Annotated in this window: 20 protein-coding genes; 16 read left to right on the plus strand and 4 right to left on the minus strand. The window is 44.3% G+C overall.

Annotation, left to right across the window (positions count from 1 at the left end):
- Positions 1-2 precede the first annotated feature (2 nt).
- From CSV77_RS13915 to CSV77_RS13930, 4 genes are all read left to right on the plus strand, one after another.
- Positions 3-221, plus strand: a complete 219-nt coding sequence (locus CSV77_RS13915; protein ID WP_099632293.1) for a DUF2922 domain-containing protein — start codon at positions 3-5, stop codon at positions 219-221.
- A gap of 71 nt (positions 222-292) precedes the next feature.
- Positions 293-421: a YvrJ family protein gene (locus CSV77_RS13920; protein ID WP_081241957.1), complete on the plus strand. Its 129-nt coding sequence runs from the start codon at positions 293-295 to the stop codon at positions 419-421.
- 119 nt (positions 422-540) lie between these two features.
- A complete protein-coding gene (locus CSV77_RS13925; RefSeq protein WP_099632294.1) occupies positions 541-1,131 on the plus strand; it encodes an SCO family protein in 591 nt (196 codons plus the stop codon).
- Positions 1,132-1,151: 20 nt separating this feature from the next.
- Complete coding sequence (locus CSV77_RS13930; protein WP_099673862.1) at positions 1,152-1,835, plus strand: lytic transglycosylase domain-containing protein; 684 nt, start codon at positions 1,152-1,154, stop codon at positions 1,833-1,835.
- Between the two features lie 300 nt (positions 1,836-2,135).
- Here CSV77_RS13930 and CSV77_RS13935 read toward each other — a convergent pair whose 3' ends face one another.
- Together CSV77_RS13935 and CSV77_RS13940 are read right to left on the minus strand one after the other, a co-directional pair.
- Positions 2,136-2,390, minus strand: coding sequence for a GlsB/YeaQ/YmgE family stress response membrane protein (locus tag CSV77_RS13935; protein WP_099632297.1), 255 nt, complete (start codon positions 2,388-2,390; stop codon positions 2,136-2,138).
- Between the two features lie 132 nt (positions 2,391-2,522).
- Positions 2,523-3,071 (minus strand): cysteine hydrolase family protein, encoded by a 549-nt coding sequence (locus CSV77_RS13940; RefSeq protein ID WP_099673863.1) that lies wholly within the window; start codon positions 3,069-3,071, stop codon positions 2,523-2,525.
- 375 nt (positions 3,072-3,446) lie between these two features.
- Between CSV77_RS13940 and acnA the strand changes: the two genes are divergently transcribed.
- The 3 genes from acnA (at position 3,447) to CSV77_RS13955 (ending at position 7,225) form a co-directional block, all read left to right on the plus strand.
- On the plus strand, positions 3,447-6,161 hold the full coding sequence (gene acnA, locus CSV77_RS13945; RefSeq protein ID WP_099673864.1) for an aconitate hydratase AcnA: 2,715 nt from the start codon (positions 3,447-3,449) through the stop codon (positions 6,159-6,161).
- A gap of 321 nt (positions 6,162-6,482) precedes the next feature.
- Positions 6,483-6,908, plus strand: coding sequence for an acyl-CoA thioesterase (locus CSV77_RS13950; protein ID WP_099673865.1), 426 nt, complete (start codon positions 6,483-6,485; stop codon positions 6,906-6,908).
- Positions 6,908-7,225 (plus strand): hypothetical protein, encoded by a 318-nt coding sequence (locus tag CSV77_RS13955; protein WP_099632301.1) that lies wholly within the window; start codon positions 6,908-6,910, stop codon positions 7,223-7,225. Before CSV77_RS13950 ends, CSV77_RS13955 begins: the two co-directional genes overlap by 1 nt.
- Positions 7,226-7,253: 28 nt before the next feature.
- Here the strand turns inward: CSV77_RS13955 and CSV77_RS13960 are convergent, their stop codons facing one another.
- Both CSV77_RS13960 and plsY read right to left on the minus strand, forming a co-directional pair.
- On the minus strand, positions 7,254-7,547 hold the full coding sequence (locus CSV77_RS13960) for a HesB/YadR/YfhF family protein (protein WP_099673866.1): 294 nt from the start codon (positions 7,545-7,547) through the stop codon (positions 7,254-7,256).
- 28 nt (positions 7,548-7,575) lie between these two features.
- Complete coding sequence (plsY, locus tag CSV77_RS13965; protein WP_099632303.1) at positions 7,576-8,178, minus strand: glycerol-3-phosphate 1-O-acyltransferase PlsY; 603 nt, start codon at positions 8,176-8,178, stop codon at positions 7,576-7,578.
- A gap of 231 nt (positions 8,179-8,409) precedes the next feature.
- On the opposite strand from plsY, the gene parE reads away from it, so the two are divergent.
- The 9 genes from parE to CSV77_RS14010 all read left to right on the plus strand — a co-directional run bounded on the left by parE (position 8,410) and on the right by CSV77_RS14010 (position 20,291).
- Positions 8,410-10,425 carry a DNA topoisomerase IV subunit B gene (parE, locus tag CSV77_RS13970; RefSeq protein ID WP_233212258.1) on the plus strand — a complete coding sequence of 672 codons (2,016 nt, stop codon included), beginning with the start codon at positions 8,410-8,412 and terminating at the stop codon, positions 10,423-10,425.
- Positions 10,422-12,848: a DNA topoisomerase IV subunit A gene (gene parC / locus CSV77_RS13975; protein ID WP_099673868.1), complete on the plus strand. Its 2,427-nt coding sequence runs from the start codon at positions 10,422-10,424 to the stop codon at positions 12,846-12,848. Before parE ends, parC begins: the two co-directional genes overlap by 4 nt.
- Positions 12,849-13,218: 370 nt before the next feature.
- On the plus strand, positions 13,219-15,372 hold the full coding sequence (locus tag CSV77_RS13980; RefSeq protein WP_233212259.1) for an acetate--CoA ligase family protein: 2,154 nt from the start codon (positions 13,219-13,221) through the stop codon (positions 15,370-15,372).
- A gap of 14 nt (positions 15,373-15,386) precedes the next feature.
- The gene (locus tag CSV77_RS13985; protein WP_099673869.1) at positions 15,387-15,830 is read left to right on the plus strand and encodes an FAS1-like dehydratase domain-containing protein; all 444 of its coding nucleotides are present in this window, start codon (positions 15,387-15,389) and stop codon (positions 15,828-15,830) included.
- 15 nt (positions 15,831-15,845) lie between these two features.
- Positions 15,846-16,271, plus strand: a complete 426-nt coding sequence (locus CSV77_RS13990; RefSeq protein ID WP_099673870.1) for a MaoC/PaaZ C-terminal domain-containing protein — start codon at positions 15,846-15,848, stop codon at positions 16,269-16,271.
- Between the two features lie 28 nt (positions 16,272-16,299).
- Positions 16,300-17,460, plus strand: a complete 1,161-nt coding sequence (locus CSV77_RS13995) for a thiolase C-terminal domain-containing protein (protein WP_099673871.1) — start codon at positions 16,300-16,302, stop codon at positions 17,458-17,460.
- Between the two features lie 11 nt (positions 17,461-17,471).
- Entirely contained in the window at positions 17,472-17,909 is a 438-nt protein-coding gene (locus CSV77_RS14000; RefSeq protein ID WP_099673872.1) for a Zn-ribbon domain-containing OB-fold protein, read from the plus strand.
- Positions 17,910-17,940: 31 nt separating this feature from the next.
- Positions 17,941-19,137, plus strand: coding sequence for an acyl-CoA dehydrogenase family protein (locus tag CSV77_RS14005; protein ID WP_099673873.1), 1,197 nt, complete (start codon positions 17,941-17,943; stop codon positions 19,135-19,137).
- A gap of 20 nt (positions 19,138-19,157) precedes the next feature.
- On the plus strand, positions 19,158-20,291 hold the full coding sequence (locus tag CSV77_RS14010; RefSeq protein WP_099673874.1) for an acyl-CoA dehydrogenase family protein: 1,134 nt from the start codon (positions 19,158-19,160) through the stop codon (positions 20,289-20,291).

Genomic DNA, 20,291 nt, shown 5'->3' on the forward strand with positions numbered 1-20,291 from the left:
ACATGGCAAAAGTATTGGAATTAACATTTTTAACCGCGGCGAATAAGCCGGTCACATTAACGGTGGATGAACCCGATGAAGACATTACGCAAGGTCAAGTCGAAGCTGTTATGCAGCAAGTGATCCAAAGCAATATTTTCCTTATCGAAGAATCTCCACTCGCCACGATTAAAGGTGCACGAATCGTTGCACGTGATACACGAAACATCGTCAGTCGATAAGTTACAGCCGGTTTTCAGTCACGTACTGGAAGCCGGCTTTTTCATCGAATGACAGAGAGGAGGAGTGAACAATGGAGCACTGGCTACAGCTCATACAAGATGTCGGATTTCCGATTTTCGTATCGTTTTATCTACTGCATCGTTTGGAAGTGAAGCTAGAGGCGATTCATGGCGTTCTCTCAGACATCAAAAACAGATGACTTCATAGGAACTTCATGATTCCGACAAGATTTAGCCAAAATGGAGGCTGCCTTCACCTTGTATGACTGGTGAACTTTCGTTATGATAAAGTGACTATTAAAAGGTGGAGGAATCGAAAATGTATAAAAAGCTTTTGGTACCGTTAACACTTATTTTTGTGCTGATATTGAGTGCGTGTGGTGGCAGTTTTAAGCCCGATCATAAATATAAAGTGGATTCATTTAAAGCTACCAACCAACACAATGAAACCGTAACCGATGAAGACTTGAAAGGCTCTGTATGGCTAGCGCAATTTGTATTTACGAAATGTACAACCGTTTGTCCGCCAATGATGAGCAATATGGTCACGTTGCAGGAAAAATTGATTGACAATAACATCGAGGATTACCATATCGTGTCATTCAGTGTAGACCCGGATGTGGATACACCAGAAGAACTCGGGAAGTATCTCGACTTGTTTAGCGCGCCCGATGAAAGTAAATGGCAGATGCTGACAGGTTACGATATGAAGACCATTGAAAAATTAGCTGCTTCATCGTTTAAACAGTTAGTGAAGCAAATCCCGAATGATGATCAAGTCATCCATGGCGTTTCATTCGGCTTGGTGAATCAGAACAATGAAGTCGTAAAATTATATGGTGGGAACGAAGACGTGCAATATGATACAATCGTAAAAGATATGAAAGCACTCATCAAAGAAGGCAAGTAATCAACTGAAGGGATGAGGCAATGAAGAAATTAAAGAAAAAGAGGCTCAGTCGATCGGGACGAGTTATGGTCGCTTTTTTGGTTTTATTAGTACCTGTTGCTGTCACGCTCTTTACGATTTCCGCCATTCTTTGGGTGAATTTCGGAAAACACGACACAATTAAAGAAACGGCTACGGCGTTATTTCATATTCAAGACCGAAAAACTGGAGAATCCGTCCCACAGGAATTTATTCCAATCTATATCGAAGCAGCAAAAGAATACAATATTCCGTGGACATTGCTTGCAGCGCATCACCGCATTGAGACAAGGTTCTCTACAATGAAAGCCGACGTCTCACCAGTTGGTGCAGAAGGACCGATGCAGTTCATGCCATGTACGTTCGTCGGCTGGGATTATCCTGGTTGCAAGGAATTGGGCAAAGGAGATATTCCTGAACGTGATAAGATTGATCCAGCGGTGATTAAGCAATACGGTGGTTACGGTGTCGATGCAAACGGTGACGGAATAGCGGACCCATTTGATATAGAAGATGCCATCTTCAGCGCCGCCCACTATCTATCGGATAGCGGTGCCGCAGACGGGGATATACCGAAAGCTGTTTTCACTTATAATCACAGCGATCAATATGTAGAAGATGTATTGTGGTATTACAATGAGTTTGAGGAGCAACGCAAGGCAACAGAGAAGCAAGTGAAGAAATGAAACGTGGAGTCCACCGAATCTGGTGGCTCTGCGTTTTTTTTGATTGATGTAAAGTGGAAGGGAACGTTCAAGAGGCGGGCGTATAGAGCGGTTGTCACCTATCATAGAGCACTTCGCACTGACTATAGAGCGGTTACGGAACATGATAGAGCGTTGGTTTCGTATTATAGAGCGCTTTACGGTGACTATAGAGCGGTTACGCATGAACTATGAGCGTGTAGACGAATGAATAAGCAAAATTCAGTCTACAAAAAACGTGAAGCGCCTCGAATGGGCCACTTCACGTTTTGACGTTTAGTATTATGAAGCTCTGCGCATACTCTTCATAATCAAGCTAACAATGAATACAAGTACAATCGCACCGATTAACGCGGGTAAGAAATAGAAACTAGAGATCTGTGGACCCCATTCGCCTAATAGTGCACCACCAATCCATGCACCTACAATACCTGCAATGATGTTACCAATGATACCGCCGGGAATATCTCTACCTACAATAAGTCCAGCTAGCCAACCAATGATACCTCCGATAATTAAGAACCATAAAAAGCTCATGTTGCTCATCTCCTTTTCATTATGTTATGTAGCTCTTGCTTAGTATTGGTATTACCATCTTTTTAATACCTCAAACATTTTTCGATAAAAAAGTTCAGACAGGTCAAATGCCTGCTGAACTTTTGTCTGACTTTATTTCGCTATCACAGTTGCGCCCAATGTGTTTTGGAAGTGAGAGAGAGCCCAGTCGTGGCCTGCAGCGTTGAAACTTGCGACACCGCCTTCATGAACAACAATCGTGTAGCCAAGGTTGTACGCATCGACTGCAGTATGTAAGATGCAAATATCCGTGCATACACCCATAAGATGGATTTCCGTAATACCGCGTGCGCGCAATTGGATATCGAGATCTGTTCCGGCAAATGCACTGTAGCGTGTTTTATCCATCCAACTAATTTCTTGTTTATGTTCGGTATAGAGATCCTGCAGTTTCCCATAAAGATTTCTGCCTACTGTGCCTCGAATGTTGTGAGGAGGGAATAGTTTGCTTTCCGGATGGTACGGATCATTTTTTTCATGCACGTCATTAATGACGAATACTGGCAATTGGTGTTGTACATACTCCGTTGTTTGCTCCACAATATACTGCTCAAGCGCGATACCTGGATCACCGCAAGTCAATGCACCGTCCCTTGCTACAAAATCTACTGTATAATCGATAACGAGTAATGCTTTCTTCATACAAAACCTCTCCTTTTCATTATTTTCTCATAGTGGCGGCATGATGTCTAAACATATGTAAAGACACTAAAGACTTCATTACCATACATAATTTCGTAATAAAACATAAAATATTTAAAATAGTTATGTATTATTTTCTAAAAATAGATATACAGTAAATGGCATAAACGGCATTTTTACGAGAGAATGTGACGCTATTTGAGAATAGAAACGACTAATTGAGAATTCTTAATGATATTTCGATTAGTCATAAGCTTTTCTTATGTATACCTATAATTTATATGTATTTTACTATTGTTCTTTGCTATACTAAGATGGAGTAGAGGAAAGATGTGCACTTTTCGTCTTTCAGTACATAAAGGGAGGAAACATAAAATGGCAAAAAGCAACTTGCATAATAGCCGTCAGTCTTTCAAAGTAAACGACAAGACGTATAACTACTACCGTTTGAAAGCTTTAGAAGAAGCAGGACTAACAAAAGTATCAAAACTTCCTTATTCTGTAAGAGTATTACTAGAATCCGTACTTCGTCAACACGACGGATACGTGATCAAGGACGACCATGTAGAAGATTTGGCTAAATGGGGCACTGTACAAAACGCAGACGCTGAAGTTCCATTCAAACCTTCACGTGTAATTCTACAAGACTTCACAGGAGTTCCTGTTGTAGTAGACTTGGCTTCATTGCGTTCTGCAATGAACGAACTAGGTGGAGATCCAAACGAGATCAATCCTGAAATTCCAGTGGATCTAGTAATTGACCACTCTGTACAAGTAGATAGCTATGGTACGCCAGAAGCTCTACAACTAAACATGGAACTTGAATTCGAACGTAATGCTGAGCGTTACCAGTTCTTGAGCTGGGCACAAAAAGCATACGATAACTACCGTGCAGTACCACCTGCAACAGGTATCGTTCACCAAGTAAACCTTGAATATCTAGCAAACGTTGTTCACGCGGTTGAAAACGAAGATGGATCATTCGAAACATACCCGGATACATTAGTTGGAACGGACTCCCATACAACCATGATCAACGGTATCGGCGTACTTGGATGGGGTGTTGGTGGTATCGAAGCAGAAGCAGGAATGCTTGGACAACCTTCATATTTCCCGATTCCAGAAGTTATCGGTGTAAAATTAGTTGGCGATCTTCCAGACGGTACAACTGCAACGGACTTAGCGCTTAAAGTAACGCAAATCCTTCGTGCACAAGGCGTTGTAGGTAAATTCGTTGAGTTCTTCGGCCCTGGCGTTTCTAAATTGCCACTTGCTGACCGTGCGACAATCGCAAACATGGCGCCTGAATATGGTGCTACTTGTGGATTCTTCCCAGTTGACGAAGAGTCACTTAACTATATGCGCTTAACAGGCCGCGACGAAGAGCATATTGCAGTAGTTAAGCAATACTTGATCGAAAACGATATGTTCTTCACTCCTGAAAAGGAAGAGCCGACATTCACTAAAGTTGTAGAAATTAACCTTGGTGACATCGCTGCAAACCTTTCAGGTCCTAAACGTCCACAAGACTTGATTCCATTGACTGAAATGCAACAGTCGTTCAAAGACGCAGTTGTAGCTCCAGAAGGAACACAAGGCTATGGTTTAACACCAAAAGAGCTTAAGAAAAAAGGCACAATTAAGTTCGATGACGGACGTAAAGTTGAGCTGAAAACAGGTGACGTTGCGATCGCAGCTATCACTTCTTGTACAAACACATCTAACCCTTACGTTATGTTAGCGGCTGGATTGGTTGCGAAGAAGGCTGTTGAAAAAGGACTTACACCTCCTGCATACGTTAAAACTTCATTGGCACCGGGTTCAAAAGTCGTAACAGGCTACTTGAACGAATCAGGTCTAACTGATTACTTGGATCAAATCGGATTCAACACTGTAGGTTACGGATGTACTACATGTATCGGTAACTCCGGTCCATTGCTTCCGGAAATCGAAAAAACAATTGGTGACGAAGATCTTCTAGTTACATCTGTCCTATCAGGTAACCGTAACTTTGAAGGCCGCGTGCACCCATTTGTGAAAGCGAACTACTTGGCTTCACCTCCACTAGTTGTAGCATATGCACTAGCTGGAACAGTGAACATTGACTTTGCGAAAGACCCAATCGGAACAGATAAAGACGGCAACGACGTATTCTTCAAAGACATCTGGCCTTCTACACAAGAAGTTAACGATGTATTGAACGCTACAGTTACACCTGAATTGTTCCGTAAAGAATATGCTCGCGTATTCACTGAAAACGAAGCATGGAATGCAATTGAAACGACTGACGATTCACTATACGATTTCGATGAGTCTTCAACGTATATCCAAAACCCACCGTTCTTCGAAAACCTTTCGAAAGAACCAGGTGATATCGAACCGCTTAACGGCTTGCGTGTAATCGGTAAGTTCGGTGATTCTATCACGACTGACCATATTTCACCTGCAGGAGCTATCGGTTTGAATACACCTGCTGGTCTGTACTTGCGTGAAAATGGCGTAGAGCCACGTAACTTCAACTCTTACGGTTCACGTCGTGGTAACCACGAAGTCATGATGCGCGGAACGTTTGCGAACATTCGTATTCGTAACCAAATCGCAGCTGGCACTGAAGGTGGATTCACTACGTACTGGCCAAACAAAGAAGTTATGCCGATCTATGATGCAGCTATGAAGTATCAAGAAGACGGTACAGGTCTAGCTATCCTTGGTGGTAAAGACTACGGAATGGGTTCTTCACGTGACTGGGCAGCAAAAGGTACAAACTTGCTTGGCATCAAAACAGTTATCGTAGAAAGCTTCGAGCGTATTCACCGTTCTAACCTAGTGATGATGGGTGTACTTCCACTTCAATTCATCAATGGTGAAAACGTTGAATCTCTAGGTTTAACTGGTGAAGAAGAAATCTGTGTGAATATCGCTGAAGGCGTAAAACCACGTTCAATCCTTAAAGTTACAGCGAAAGCTCCAGACGGCAAGGAAACTGAATTTGAAGTACTAGCTCGTTTCGACTCTGAAGTTGAAGTGGACTACTACCGTCACGGCGGAATCCTTCAAATGGTTCTACGTAATAAATTAGCAGCAAAGTAATATAGAAATAAGTAAAGATGCTCGGCTATGCCGGGCATCTTTTTTCGCGTTTTACAGTTTGACAAGTGGGGATATTGTGAAAACCATCGCGTCGGCGCTCATTCATTCGAATAAGCGCTCATAGCTCATGTGTGTCCGCTCTATGGATACCGCCAAGCGCTCTATGATACGAGACCATCGCTCTAGCACGGTCCGTATCCGCTCACACTTAAGCTATATCCGCTCATAGCTCCACGTCTCTACCTACATTTTCCACTCCCATAATGTCTATCACAAGCAATTCACTTTCTCGTTCGCTATACTAGAACATGAGGTGATCACATGTTTACGAGTGAAAAAGAAATCGAAGTGCGATACGCAGAAACCGATCAGATGGGCGTCGTTTACCATGCCAACTACTTAATTTGGATGGAAATTGGCCGGACTACACTGATCAAAGATCTCGGATACGAATATGCACAGCTTGAGCGCGACGGCTACTTGGCGCCTGTAACCGAGCTGTCAGTGAAGTATAAGACGTCGATTACATACGGTGAGACCATTACTGTCAAAACGTGGGTCGAGTCGCACGGCAAGCTACGTACGGTCTATGGCTATGAAATCCTGCATGCAGACGGATCGATTGCCGCCACCGGTGTTTCTGAGCACGTAGTAGTGAAAAAAGAAAACTTCCGACCAGTATCCTTGCGCAAAATTCATCCGGATTGGGATGCAACATACACAAAAATTCAGCGAGGCGAAGGCTGATGGCATTTGGAATCGATCGACAGCAATTAAAGGAGTGGAAAAATGCGGTACAGCGTGAGGAAATTGCGTTTTTGACACATTATTGGTTAGATGACCGGTTTCCGACAGTCAATACTGTCACAAAAGCGGGGTGCAGTGATGTCGAAAAGCTCATAAAGTGGGGAAATACATACGGTTTACAGCCGGAATGGATCCACGCACGCGAAAAATATCCGCATTTCGATTTACTTGGGGAACGTCAAGTAGAAATTTTGAGGCAAGAAGGGCAATTACATCAATTACACCGATTAAAAAATGGTAAGCATCACTCTTTATAGCAGTGATGCTTACCATTTTTCTTGTAATTTACGCTACTTCATAGTCAAAAGATAATTCTTCCGTTGCCGAATCGGCATCAATATGCAAGTCATGTCCATCGAAGAACCAAAGATCTCGTTCTTCTATGTAATAATGCACGCCGTTCACGACGTTTTCGACTGCCAGCTCGTCTGGTTCTTCTTTTGTAATACCTATGGAAAAACCTTCATGCAATGGACTGGATCCGCCATAACGCGCAAAAAACTTGACATAATCGCCTGTAGCGACTTCCATTTCTTCTTCAAACCAATGAATGGCTTGTTCGGATAGGTGAATATTCATGCTCCATACATCCTTTCCCGTGAAAAATCTATAGCCATTTCACTTTCGGTTCAGATCCATTCTTAATCCGACTAATATTGTCACGATGGCGATAAAAAATGAAAAGGCCCATCAGTGCGACGACTAAAAATAAATACAGATCGCCACCCATAAAGTAATAAATGAGACAGTATAGTGGTCCCATGACAGACACGATGATGGATGTTAACGATACCATCTTTGTCAATTTTAACGCAATTAAAAACGTAATGACGACTAATAAGAAAATGGGCCAATTATAACCGAGTAATACTCCACCAGAAGTCGCAACGGCTTTTCCGCCTCTTAGTCCTGCAAAAATAGGGAAGATGTGTCCAAGTACGGCGACGACTCCAAGAATCAATGGATGAATCGCTGTATCGTGGAATACTGGCCATAACGGCAATAAGACAGCCGCCGTTCCTTTGAAGATGTCTAGCAGTGTGACGACGATGCCAGCTTTTTTTCCGAGTACCCGAAATGTATTCGTCGCACCCATGTTTCCACTGCCATGTTGTCTAACATCGGTTCCATAAAAAAGTTTGCCGATCCACAGAGCGGAAGGGATGGAGCCAAGCAAATAAGCTGCCAGAATGATAACGTAATTTTCCATAGTGAACCCCTTTATGCATGATAAACTATTTTATTATTAGTGTAGCAGATGCATAAGTTCTGGACAATAATAGAATTCTAGAGGAAGATGAAGAACAGCCGAAAAAAGGAATTTCCGCATAAATCGTTCGGTGTGTTGTCATGGTTTGCTCGTTGCATTCCGTACATTTCTTCTATACAATAGGTTGAGCTGAAACAAAACGTTGATTTGACAAGGTTTATCAGAAGATGTATGATTAAAATAATAGAACATTTGTTTGACGGGGGTTTCATTTTGACGAAACAGAAAATACAAAATACGTATGATGATAGTTCCATTCAAATTTTAGAAGGCTTGGAAGCGGTACGAAAAAGGCCGGGAATGTACATCGGTTCGACCGACACAAGAGGTCTGCATCACTTAGTCTACGAAATAGTGGATAACTCGGTTGATGAAGCACTAGCTGGCTTCGGTCATGAAATTGACGTCACAATCCATAAAGACGGCAGTGTCAGCGTACGAGACTACGGACGTGGTATGCCGACCGGGAAGCATGAGTCAGGGAAACCAACTGCTGAAGTAATTATGACAGTCTTGCATGCGGGCGGAAAGTTTGGGCAAGGCGGCTACAAAACGAGTGGTGGCTTACACGGTGTAGGAGCATCCGTTGTCAATGCATTGTCCGAGTGGCTAGAAGTGACGATCCATCGAGAAGGCAAGAAATTTCACCAACGCTTTGAGCATGGCGGTAAACCGACTACAACACTTGAAGAAATCGGTAAAACTCGAGAGACAGGAACCATGATCCATTTTAAACCGGATACGACGATCTTCTCGACAATTAAATATCAATATGACACACTGGCAGAAAGATTGCGTGAGTCCGCTTTTCTATTGAAAGGTTTAAAGATTACGCTAACAGAAGAAACTACAGATAAGCAAGATATCTTTCATTACGAATCAGGTATTGAAGCGTTTGTCGCCTATTTGAATGAAGAAAAAGAAGTTTTACATGACGTAGCGTATCTCGAAGGTGAAGTCGACGGCATTGAAGTCGAATTTGCGTTCCAGTTCAGCGACGGTTATGCTGAAACGATTCTTTCCTTCGTTAACAACGTCCGAACTAAAGACGGAGGGACGCACGAAACCGGTGCGAAAGCTGCGATGACACGTGTGGTGAATGAATATGCACGTAAAGCGGGTTTATTGAAAGAAAAAGATAAAAATCTCGATGGCTCGGATATCCGTGAAGGGATTGCGGCGATCGTTTCCGTACGAATCCCGGAAGAAATCTTGCAGTTTGAAGGCCAAACGAAAGGTAAACTCGGCACGAGTGAAGCACGAACGGTGACAGATGCCGTCATTTCGCAAAAAATGCTGTATTTCCTTGAAGAAAATGCGGAACTGAGCGCAAATCTTGTCCGTAAGGCAATCCGTGCACATCAAGCACGTGAAGCCGCACGAAAAGCGCGTGAAGATGCGCGTTCAGGTAAAAAACGCAAAAAATCCGATACATTGTTATCCGGTAAATTATCCCCGGCACAATCACGTAATGCTGCGAAGAATGAGTTGTATCTAGTTGAAGGTGATTCCGCTGGCGGTTCAGCAAAGCAGGGACGTGATCGTACGTTCCAAGCAATTTTGCCGCTTCGTGGTAAAGTCATCAATACCGAAAAAGCGAAACTCGAAGACATTATGAAAAATGAAGAAATCAACACGATCATCCATGCAGTCGGTGGTGGAGTAGGTGCTGATTTCCAAATCGAAGATGCTGCGTACGACAAAGTGATTATTATGACCGATGCCGATACCGATGGTGCGCACATTCAAGTGCTACTGTTGACGTTCTTCTATCGCTATATGAAGCCGTTAATTGAAGCAGGTAAAGTGTATATCGCACTGCCGCCTTTATTCAAAGTATTTAAAGGGGCCGGTAAAAATGAGAAGCTGGCTTATGCGTGGACGGATGATGATCTAGAGGAAGCTATCGAAAAAGTTGGAAAAGGCTATATGCTTCAACGCTACAAAGGTCTTGGGGAGATGAACGCGGATCAATTATGGGAAACGACGATGGATCCATCGACACGAACGTTGATTCGTGTGACGATTGAAGATGGAGCGAAATCTGAGCGTCGCGTGACCACGTTGATGGGTGATAAAGTCGAACCACGTCGTAAATGGATTGAAGAGAATGTCGATTTCGGCTTGATTGAAGAACATAATATTTTGGATAATGCATATATACATGTTGAGGGGGATACGGAATGACACAGTCAGAAACGTTTCAAGATCTGCCCTTGGAAGAAGTAATTGGTGACCGTTTTGGGCGTTATAGTAAATATATTATCCAAGACCGTGCAATTCCAGATGCACGGGACGGATTAAAGCCGGTACAACGTCGTATTTTGTATGCGATGTTCCATGAAGGCAATACACATGAAAAAGCGTTCCGTAAATCCGCAAAAACAGTCGGTAACGTAATCGGTAACTATCACCCGCACGGTGATACGTCCGTCTACGATGCGATGGTCCGTATGAGTCAATCATGGAAACTGCGTCATGAAATGATAGATATGCAAGGAAATAATGGTTCGGTCGATGGAGACTCCGCGGCCGCAATGCGTTACACCGAAGCACGACTGTCTGCTATCGCGAGTGAGATGTTGCGCGATATCCGCAAAGAAACAGTCGATTTTGCATTCAACTTTGACGATACAGAACTTGAACCAACCGTTTTACCTGGACGTTTCCCGAATTTGCTAGTGAATGGTTCTACAGGTATCTCTGCAGGGTACGCGACCGATATTCCGCCTCACGCACTGCATGAAGTGATCGATGCCGTGTTGATGCGCTTGAAAAAGCCGAATGTCAGCGTGGATGAGCTAATGACAGTCATTCCTGGGCCCGATTTCCCGACAGGTGCGATTATTCAAGGGACAGATGGAATCCGTACTGCCTATAAGACAGGTAAAGGGCGTTTCATTATCCGCGCGTTGTGGGAAATTGAGCAGTTAAAAGCAGGTAAATCTCAAATTGTCATTACGGAAATCCCCTATGACGTCAATAAAGCCAATTTAGTGAAGAAGATGGATGAACTGCGCCATGACCGTCGTTTAGACGGTATTGCGGAAATTCGTGATGAATCTGACCGTACAGGAATGCGTATCGTCGTCGAGCTGAAGAAAGAAATGGACGGCACAGCCATCATGCAGTATTTGTTGAAGCATACGGATTTACAAATCACGTACAACTTCAATATGATTGCTATTGCGGGTAGGCGTCCGATGTTAATGTCTCTCCCGATGCTTCTGGACGCGTATATTGATCATCAAAAAGAGGTCATTACACGACGTTCTACCTTCGATATCCGTAAAGCGAAAGAACGATTACATATCGTAGACGGCTTAATAAAAGCCCTATCGATCCTCGATGAAGTCATTAAGACCATTCGCGCGTCAAAAGATAAGAAAGATGCGAAGTTGAACTTGGTCAATGCCTATGAATTCACTGAAGTTCAAGCAGAAGCCATCGTTTCATTGCAATTATACCGATTGACGAATACAGACATAACAGAATTAAAACGTGAGGAACAAGAACTACGTGATTTAATCCAAGAGTTAGAAGCGGTTCTTGCAAGCGAAGCTAAATTGAAATCTGTTTTGATGAAAGAAATCAAAGCCATCCGCAAGCAATTTTCCGAACCACGCCGTTCCGTGATTGAAGAAAAAATTGAGGAACTGAGAGTGGATCTCGATATTCTGATCCCTAGCGAAGAAGTCATGGTATCCGTCACAAAAGGCGGCTATGTCAAACGTACCAGTATGCGTTCGTACTCCGCTTCGGGTGGAAAAGGTCAAGAAATGAGAGAACATGATTATAATCTAATCGAATCTGCACTGAATACACAGCATCACTTGCTGTTGTTCACATCATTCGGTAATTACATCTACCAACCAGTCCACGAGCTGCCAGAGATCCGCTGGCGTGATTTAGGGCAGCATCTATCCAGTATTTGCGGACTTGAACCAGGTGAAGAGCTGGTAGACGTGATCGCCCTTGAAAAATTTGATGAAAATAGCAGTATTTTAACTGCTTCATCCAATGGGAATGTGAAAATATCGAAACTGACTGACTTCCAAGTGCAACGTTTTAACCGTACATTCAAAGCAATGAACGTCAAAAAAGACGATCGATTGGTGGGTGCACGGGTTATAACGGGTAAAGAAGACGTATTATTGGTAAGTAAACAAGCTTATTCACTACGATTTGCCTTGTCAGAGCTCGCCATTACTGGTATACGTACAGGCGGCGTCAAGGGCATTAATCTCAAAGCCGAGGACGAGTTGGTGGCATTTGAAGTGATTACAGAGCAAGCACGTAATGTATTTGTAGCGACACAGCGTGGAACTGTAAAAAGAATGAACATTTCAGAATTCGAGACGAGCTCTAGAGCACTACGAGGTGTCACAATCATTAAAGAACTCAAATCCAATCCATATCGAGTGGTAGATATGAAGCTTGTGAAAGACGATGAAGAGTTCGTGATTCACACGTCTAAAGGTCTAAAGATAGAGGTTGAGCCGATGTCGATAAAAAATACTAATCGCCAGTCTACAGGAAGTTCTGTAGTGGACGAAGCGAAAGACGGACAGATTGTGCAAGTGGTGACGGTGAAGAAGGATAGTAAGTAAGCATAACGGGAGCGTCCTATGAAGTTACATCACTTCATGGGATGCTTTTTTGCTTTGTTTTGTATTCAACATCATAATATACATTTCACAAACCATGCATAATAACCTCGAAATTCCATAGAAAAAGCGCCCATCCCTCTCGATAGTCGAGGCCATCTTGCACAAAAGTCGGGTCTATCTAGACTAATTAGAAAATAATACATAATAAAAGTGCTTACACATCAAGCGATGGCCGTCTGTTCGTTTACTCATTTCACTCCTAATAACATTAATTATTTAACGCAAAAAAGAAAAGATAATGGAAAACCCCCTTTGCTATGATTCTACTCAAGCCAGTAAATAGATCATAAGAAAGCGTAGAGGTGAAAAGATGATGAAAATGATGAATGAAGTACTACCATCGAATATGGATCTGGATCCCTTATTCAACCCGAAAAGAGTAGCCGTACTAGGTGCTTCGGAAAACACGAATAAAATTGGTTACTTGCAATTGAAAGCGCTACTAGACGCAGGCTTTGAAGGCGAGATCTACCCCATCCATCCTACATCGAAAGAGATTGGGGAATTACCTTGTTACGCAAGCGTAGGCGATACACCTAAACCAGTCGATTTGGCTATTCTCTGTGTCGGCATTCATCAGGTGGAGAAATGTTTGATCGATTGCGGTGAAAGCGGTGTCAAGGCGGCGATTGTCTTTGCATCCGGCTACTCGGAGATCGGCGAAGAAGGAATGATTGCACAAAACCGCCTGAAAGAAATCGCTGATCAATACGATATGCGATTGATCGGCCCAAACTGTGTAGGTCTTCTCAATACAACAAATGGCTTGATGGGGACATTCTCTCCAGGACTCACGAATGTGCCGCTTGGCAAGAAACGTGAAGTGGGGTTTGTTACGCAAAGTGGCGCGTTTGGCGTGTTGACGTATATTGCGGCAGCTCAACATGGATTGACATTTAATTACTTCGTCAGTGTCGGCAATGAAGTCGATGTAAGCTTCTCTGACGTCATTGAATACATGTTGCATGACCCCAAAACAAAAGTAGCAAGCGGCTATTTGGAAGGCGAGAAAAACGCAGCGAAGTTACGGAAACTAGCGAAATTCGCACTTCAAATCAATAAACCGATCGTCATCATGAAGTCCGGACGAAGCAGCGCGGGCAGTCGTGCAGCGGCATCACATACTGGCTCATTGGCGGGTGCTGATCAAGTGTATGACGGATTCTTCAAGCAAGCGGGCATTGTGCGTGCAGACGATTACGATGACATTCTTTCATTCTCTAAATTATTCTTGGCCAATAAACTCCCGACAGGCAAAAATACCGTGATCGTCACGAGTTCAGGCGGCAGAGGAATCAACGAAGCGGATCGTTGTGAATCGTACGGATTAAACATCCATGCGCTAAGCGATAAAGTGCGAAAAGAAATTGAGAAAAACATTCCCAGTTTTGCAAGCGCTTCCAACCCGGTTGATTTAACGGCAGCCGCATCGATCACCAATCCGGAATTATATCTCGCTCCATTAAAAGTACTCGTCAAGGATCCCGATACGGACATCATCATATTTCCCGAGTTCCCTATTCACTGGGATGAAAACACACCGCTTCTTCAGGAATTCGTTGAGATCTGCAAGAACTCGGATAAGTTCGTCATGATATCGAACTTCCCGCTAAAAGGCATGTCGATTCCAAAAGGTGTCCAGTATCTCGAGGACAACGGCATTCCGTTCATTCTCGGTGATATGAATCCTATCCGCTCGTTGGCAAAATTAGTGGAGTATGCAGAGGCATACAGAAAAGCGCACAAAATCAGCGACGAGCCTACAAAAACAGAATTGGACGTATCGAACATCCGGCACCTGTTACCCGCCAATCAAACGTTGAGCGAATCACAGTCGAGCGAAATCCTCTCCGCATACGGTATCCGCACAGCGAAGCGAATCACTGCTAAAACGGCGGATGACGCAGTACAAGCTGCGAATCACATGGGGTATCCGGTCGTCATGAAAATCGATTCGCCTGATATTCCGCATAAGACGGAAGTCAACGGCATTCGGCTGAATGTCCAGAACGGGCAGGAAGTACGCCGGGCGTTCAAGGAAATCTACGGCAGCGCAAAAGAACATTGCCCAACAGCGGATCTTCACGGCATATCCGTCCAGGAAATGTTGCCTGAAGGCGTAGAAGTCATCGTTGGTGTAACGAGTGATCCGACATTCGGCCCTGTTATCATGTTTGGTCTCGGTGGTGTCTTTGTAGAAGTCTTCAAAGATGTATCTTTCCGTGCCGCACCGATCACAAGACAAGATGCTATCGATATGATGGAAAGCTTGAAGGGCTATCAAATCCTACATGGCGTACGCAATAAAAAGCCCGTCGATCAAGAAGCCATCATCGACGTGTTACTGAAAGTTTCTAGATTAATTGAAGACTACTCGGATATCATCCAGGAAATAGACATTAACCCGTTAATCGTTTACGAAGACGGCATTGTAGCGGCAGATGCATTGATCATCACCAAATGAGAGGAGGATGGAAAATGGACTTGGATAAAAGCGTTATAGGCTTAACGAGTGACGAATACGTGTTTGAAGTAGAAAGTCGGCATGTTGGCCAGTTCGCCACTGCCATCGGAGACGACAATCCACTCTATACAGACGACCAGTATGCGAAGGAGTCGGCGTACGTCGGGCTAATTGTCCCACCGACATTTCCGATTGCGATGAACGACGGCAAAGTCAAAATGCCCTTACAACTGGACCACCGCCGGATGCTACACGGTGAGCAGGAATTCCTTTACTACAAACCAATCCGCATAGGCGATCAACTACGTTGCCAGATCAAAGTACGTGATCTGTATGACAAAGAAGGAAAGAGCGGCAAGATGCAGTTCCTGAAGCTCGATACGGAAATGAAAGATCAAACAGGCGAACTCGTCTGTATTAGCCGAATGAATATCGTCTATCGCGCAGCGAAAAACTAATGGGAGGGACTTCAGATGATCAAAGATTGGGTGTTGGAAGAATGGACCGTGGATCAGAAACTGGAACCGATGGTGAAGCCACCGATTACGAAAGTGCAACTCGCACAATATGCAGGTGCTTCCGGGGATTTTAATCCGTTGCATCTGGACGATGGGTTTGCGCAGAAGATCGGAATGGATGGAGTCATAGCGCACGGCATGCTCGTCATGGGTTTCCTTGGGGAGTATGTGATGAAAATTGCTGGCAAGAAAGCACGCGTGGCAAATTTCAAGATGCGTTTCGGCAAAATGACGGTACCGGGCGATGAAATACGCTGCTCGGGTGTAGTCAATCGAACATATGAAGAAGAGGGCAAGCGATGGATCGCACTGGATTTAACGGCCGAGAAAGTATCAGGCGAAGTGGTTGGATCAGGCAGCACGATCTTACAACTGACATAAACAGACGTGAAATAGGGGGAATATAGCTATGGGAACTATTAAAGATCGCTATGCCATCGTAGGGGTAGGAGAGAGCGAACGCTCAAGAAAATCGGGAACCACGCCTCTGCACTTGGCGCTTGAAGCGGCCAACGCAGCAATCAAAGATGCGGGCTTGAAGGCGACGGACATCGACGGATTCATGAACTATAACGAAGGGGATTCCTGTACGTCCCATCAATTGGCCACCTATCTCGGTGTACGACCGAAATATGTGAAGGATATCCAGGGGGGCGGAGCGAGTACGGAAATGCTTATTGCGGATGCAGTGGCGCTCATTGAAGCAGGCCAGCTGAACACGGTATTAATCTATCGTTCGATGAACGGAAGCTCCGGGACTCGTGTAGGTCGCGGATATGATCCCGATATGCTACAAGGAGCACTCGCAGGCGGAAGCTTCGTGATTCCGTACGGATCGGCCAGCCCATCGCAATGGTTCGGCATGTATGCGACACGTCATATGCATGAGACGGGCATTACGAAAGAACATCTCGGGCATGTGTGCTTGAGCTTCTATGAACATGCGCAACGAAATCCAAAAGCATTCCTGCATGGTAAGCCGTTAACGATGGAAAACTATCTTGCTACACCGGATATTAGTTCTCCATTTAACATTCATGATTCATGCCTAGAACTCGATGAAGGAAATGCGATCATCGTAACGTCTGCTGAAAAAGCGAAAGACTGTGCGTCGAAACCGGTCTATATCATGGGAATGGCGGCAAGACAATGTCATCCGCACGCGCATTACTGGAACGATATCGACCAAGTTGCTTCTGATTACGTAGCGGAAGAGCTCTATGAAAACGCGGGTGTGACACCGGACGATATCGATGTTGCCTCCATCTATGACTGTTTTAGCTGGGTTGTTATGCGTCAGCTTGAAGCATACGGATTTGCAAAACGCGGAGAAGTGGGAGATTTTGTTGCAGAAGGTAACTTGAAGATCGGCGGTAAACTGCCAACCAATACAGCGGGCGGCATGTTATCCGAAGGGTACACACACGGAATGAACAATGCGATTGAAATCGTCAGACAGTTGCGCCATGACTACGAAGGAACCGACCGCCAAGTAGAAGATTGCAAAATCGGTATTTGTACAGGCTGGGCCGGACCGGATATCGCAGGCGCCATGATCTTACGAAACTAGGAGGAATCACTATGACACAAGCAAAGACTGCTTACCAAAAACCTATACCATTGAAAGATCTAGATAATGCTCCGTACTGGGATGCAGCGGACCAACACCAACTGGCTCTGCAAAAATGTGGTGACTGTACTGCGTACTCACAACCGCCAGGCCCTACGTGCGCAAAATGCGGAAGTGAAAATGTCACCTGGGAACAATTAGGCAACGATATTAAAGCCACAGTCTATTCGTATGTGGTTTCCTACCGCCCATTCTTACCAGGCTTCCAAGAGGAGTTACCGACGATTATCGCTCTCGCACAGCTTGATAAAGTGCCGGAAGTGAAAATCATGGGCAATATTTTGAATTGCGAAGAAAAAGATTTGGCAATCGGTATGCCGATTCAAATGACGTGGGTGGATATTACGGAAGACCGTGCATTGCCACAGTGGATTCCCGTTACGAACTGATCGATAGACGAGATAGAAAGGATGAGCGAGTATGGATTTTTCTTTCACGAAAAAAGAAGAAAAATTTAGAACCGAACTACGAACATGGCTTGAAGCCAATCTTCCTGAAGGCTGGCTAGAAGGCAAACGCGACTTGCCGGAAGACTTGGATGAATACTCCCGCGTGTTACGTGCATGGCAGAATAAATTGTATGAAGGCGGATGGGCAGCGATTGCTTGGCCAAAAGAATATGGCGGTCGCAACGCCACCTTGATGGAAGAAATCATCTACCACCAAGAAATGGTACGCGTCAAAGCGCCGCCACTCATCAACTATATCGGGATCCATATGGTAGGTCCTACATTGATCGATATCGGAACGGATGAACAAAAAGAGAAATATTTGAAAAAAATCTTAACAGGCGAAGAAATATGGTGCCAAGGTTATTCAGAACCTGGCGCAGGGTCTGATTTAACAGGCTTGAAAACACGTGCGGTAAAAGACGGCGATCGCTGGCTTATCAATGGTCAGAAAGTCTGGACAAGTTTTGGCCACGTGGCGGATAAATGTTTCCTGTTGACGAGAACGAGTACGCATCCCGAAAAGAAACACCGTGGAATTACCGTGTTCATGATGGATATGCACCAACCGGGAGTCGAAACGGTTCCGATCGTGCAGATGGACGGACATAAAGACTTTAACGAAGTGTATATGACAGACGCTGTGGCGAGCGATGCAGATATCGTTGGACAAGTAGACGCAGGCTGGCATGTATTGATTGCCTTAATGCTCCATGAGCGTACAGGAATCGGTGCGGAACTCTTCACACTCGAAAAACAATTCAACGATACCGTGGAACTGGCACAGCAGTATAAAGTAAATGGAAAGCCAGTGATTGAAAATCCTATAGTCAGACAAAAATTGGCGAATTTTTATGCCCGCGTGCGTGGATCACTATTGAATTACTATAAAAATCTAACTACTACGATTAAGAACGGTCAACCAGGAGCGGAAACGTCCATCGATAAATTGGTAGTAACCGAATTGAACCAAGCACTCTCAGCATTTGCCGTGGAGATTCAAGGACATCAAGGCGTGCTATTTGATAAAGATGCCGTAGCGGATCCGAAGTGGCAACATGTATTCCTCGCCTCATTCGGACAGACAATTGGTGGCGGAACGAGTGAAGTACAGCGTAATACGATTGGTGAGCGCGTACTCGGATTGCCGAAAGACATGGGACGTTAATAGATTTGGAGGGATGAAATATGGACTTTTCATTAACAGAAGAGCAGGAAATGTTCCGTGGACATATCCGCAAAATGTTGGATAAATATGGCGGTACACAGCTGGCTCGAGAAATGATTGACAATAATCCAGAAAACCTAAAGAAAGTGTACACGACATTAGCTGAACTTGGATGTAGCGGTATCAACATTCCTGAAGAATACGACGGTATGGATTTGGATGCACTTGATCTCGTTCCGACGTTCGAAGAGATGGGACGTTCACTAGTACCTGGCTTGTTCATGGAAACTTCCGCGTTGGTAGTACCGACGCTTAAGAAATACGCAACAGAGGAGCAGAAGCAACAATATCTACCAGCGATTGCTTCAGGAGAAAAACTGGTTTCATTCGCAGCACTGGAGCCTTTCAACGACTTCTCCCCAGCAGGTATCCAATGTGCATTAGTACAACAGGACGGACAGTATGTGCTAAACGGCACGAAGACGCTTGTACCGGAAGCGGAACTTGCAGATGCATTCCTCCTATTGGTACGCACCAACCAAGAGGATCAAGAAGACGGATTGTCTCTTGTGCTGATTGACAAGACAGTAGGAATGAACATCGAGAAGTTATCTTCCTTTGACGAATCAAAACATGTAGCGAAAATTGAATTCACTAATATAGTCATCAAAGAAGATCAAATTATAGGTGAAGTAGACAAGGGATGGATGCAGCTTCAAGAAGGTCTGTTGTACTTCAATGCCGCACTAAGTTCATACATTGTCGGCGCAATGGAAAGTGTTGTCCATATGGCGACGGAATATGCGAAGATTCGGGAGCAGTTCGGCCAAGCGATCGGACGTTTCCAGGCGATCAAACACAGTATCGTCAATATGAAAGTACATTTGGAGATTGCCCGTTCACTGAGCCATTATGCCAACTGGGTAGTAGATACAGACGAGTTCGATCGAGAAGCGGCCATTTATAGCGCCCGTACATATGCGACGGAGAAATTCATCGAAATTTCGGCACATAATATCCAAATCCACGGTGGAATCGGATTCACGGAAGAAATCGATTGCCATCTATTTGTAAAGCGCGCTCGCTATTATGATCAGTATTTGGGTTCCACCCCTTTCTATCAAGAAAAAGTAGTCGCTTCACTAGGCTGGTAA

The sequence above is a fragment of the Sporosarcina sp. P16b genome, from assembly GCF_002743065.1.
Classification (GTDB): domain Bacteria; phylum Bacillota; class Bacilli; order Bacillales_A; family Planococcaceae; genus Sporosarcina.

Excerpts from the sequence above, each read along its gene's own strand:
- CSV77_RS13915 (WP_099632293.1), top strand. The coding sequence starts at position 3 with ATGGCAAAAGTATTGGAATTAACATTTTTAACCGCGGCGAATAAGCCG.
- CSV77_RS13920 (WP_081241957.1), top strand. The coding sequence starts at position 293 with ATGGAGCACTGGCTACAGCTCATACAAGATGTCGGATTTCCGATTTTC.
- CSV77_RS13925 (WP_099632294.1), top strand. The coding sequence starts at position 541 with ATGTATAAAAAGCTTTTGGTACCGTTAACACTTATTTTTGTGCTGATA.
- CSV77_RS13930 (WP_099673862.1), top strand. The coding sequence starts at position 1,152 with ATGAAGAAATTAAAGAAAAAGAGGCTCAGTCGATCGGGACGAGTTATG.
- CSV77_RS13935 (WP_099632297.1), bottom strand. The coding sequence starts at position 2,390 with ATGAGCTTTTTATGGTTCTTAATTATCGGAGGTATCATTGGTTGGCTA.
- CSV77_RS13940 (WP_099673863.1), bottom strand. The coding sequence starts at position 3,071 with ATGAAGAAAGCATTACTCGTTATCGATTATACAGTAGATTTTGTAGCA.
- acnA (WP_099673864.1), top strand. The coding sequence starts at position 3,447 with ATGGCAAAAAGCAACTTGCATAATAGCCGTCAGTCTTTCAAAGTAAAC.
- CSV77_RS13950 (WP_099673865.1), top strand. The coding sequence starts at position 6,483 with ATGTTTACGAGTGAAAAAGAAATCGAAGTGCGATACGCAGAAACCGAT.
- CSV77_RS13955 (WP_099632301.1), top strand. The coding sequence starts at position 6,908 with ATGGCATTTGGAATCGATCGACAGCAATTAAAGGAGTGGAAAAATGCG.
- CSV77_RS13960 (WP_099673866.1), bottom strand. The coding sequence starts at position 7,547 with ATGAATATTCACCTATCCGAACAAGCCATTCATTGGTTTGAAGAAGAA.
- plsY (WP_099632303.1), bottom strand. The coding sequence starts at position 8,178 with ATGGAAAATTACGTTATCATTCTGGCAGCTTATTTGCTTGGCTCCATC.
- parE (WP_233212258.1), top strand. The coding sequence starts at position 8,410 with ATGATTAAAATAATAGAACATTTGTTTGACGGGGGTTTCATTTTGACG.
- parC (WP_099673868.1), top strand. The coding sequence starts at position 10,422 with ATGACACAGTCAGAAACGTTTCAAGATCTGCCCTTGGAAGAAGTAATT.
- CSV77_RS13980 (WP_233212259.1), top strand. The coding sequence starts at position 13,219 with ATGATGAAAATGATGAATGAAGTACTACCATCGAATATGGATCTGGAT.
- CSV77_RS13985 (WP_099673869.1), top strand. The coding sequence starts at position 15,387 with ATGGACTTGGATAAAAGCGTTATAGGCTTAACGAGTGACGAATACGTG.
- CSV77_RS13990 (WP_099673870.1), top strand. The coding sequence starts at position 15,846 with ATGATCAAAGATTGGGTGTTGGAAGAATGGACCGTGGATCAGAAACTG.
- CSV77_RS13995 (WP_099673871.1), top strand. The coding sequence starts at position 16,300 with ATGGGAACTATTAAAGATCGCTATGCCATCGTAGGGGTAGGAGAGAGC.
- CSV77_RS14000 (WP_099673872.1), top strand. The coding sequence starts at position 17,472 with ATGACACAAGCAAAGACTGCTTACCAAAAACCTATACCATTGAAAGAT.
- CSV77_RS14005 (WP_099673873.1), top strand. The coding sequence starts at position 17,941 with ATGGATTTTTCTTTCACGAAAAAAGAAGAAAAATTTAGAACCGAACTA.
- CSV77_RS14010 (WP_099673874.1), top strand. The coding sequence starts at position 19,158 with ATGGACTTTTCATTAACAGAAGAGCAGGAAATGTTCCGTGGACATATC.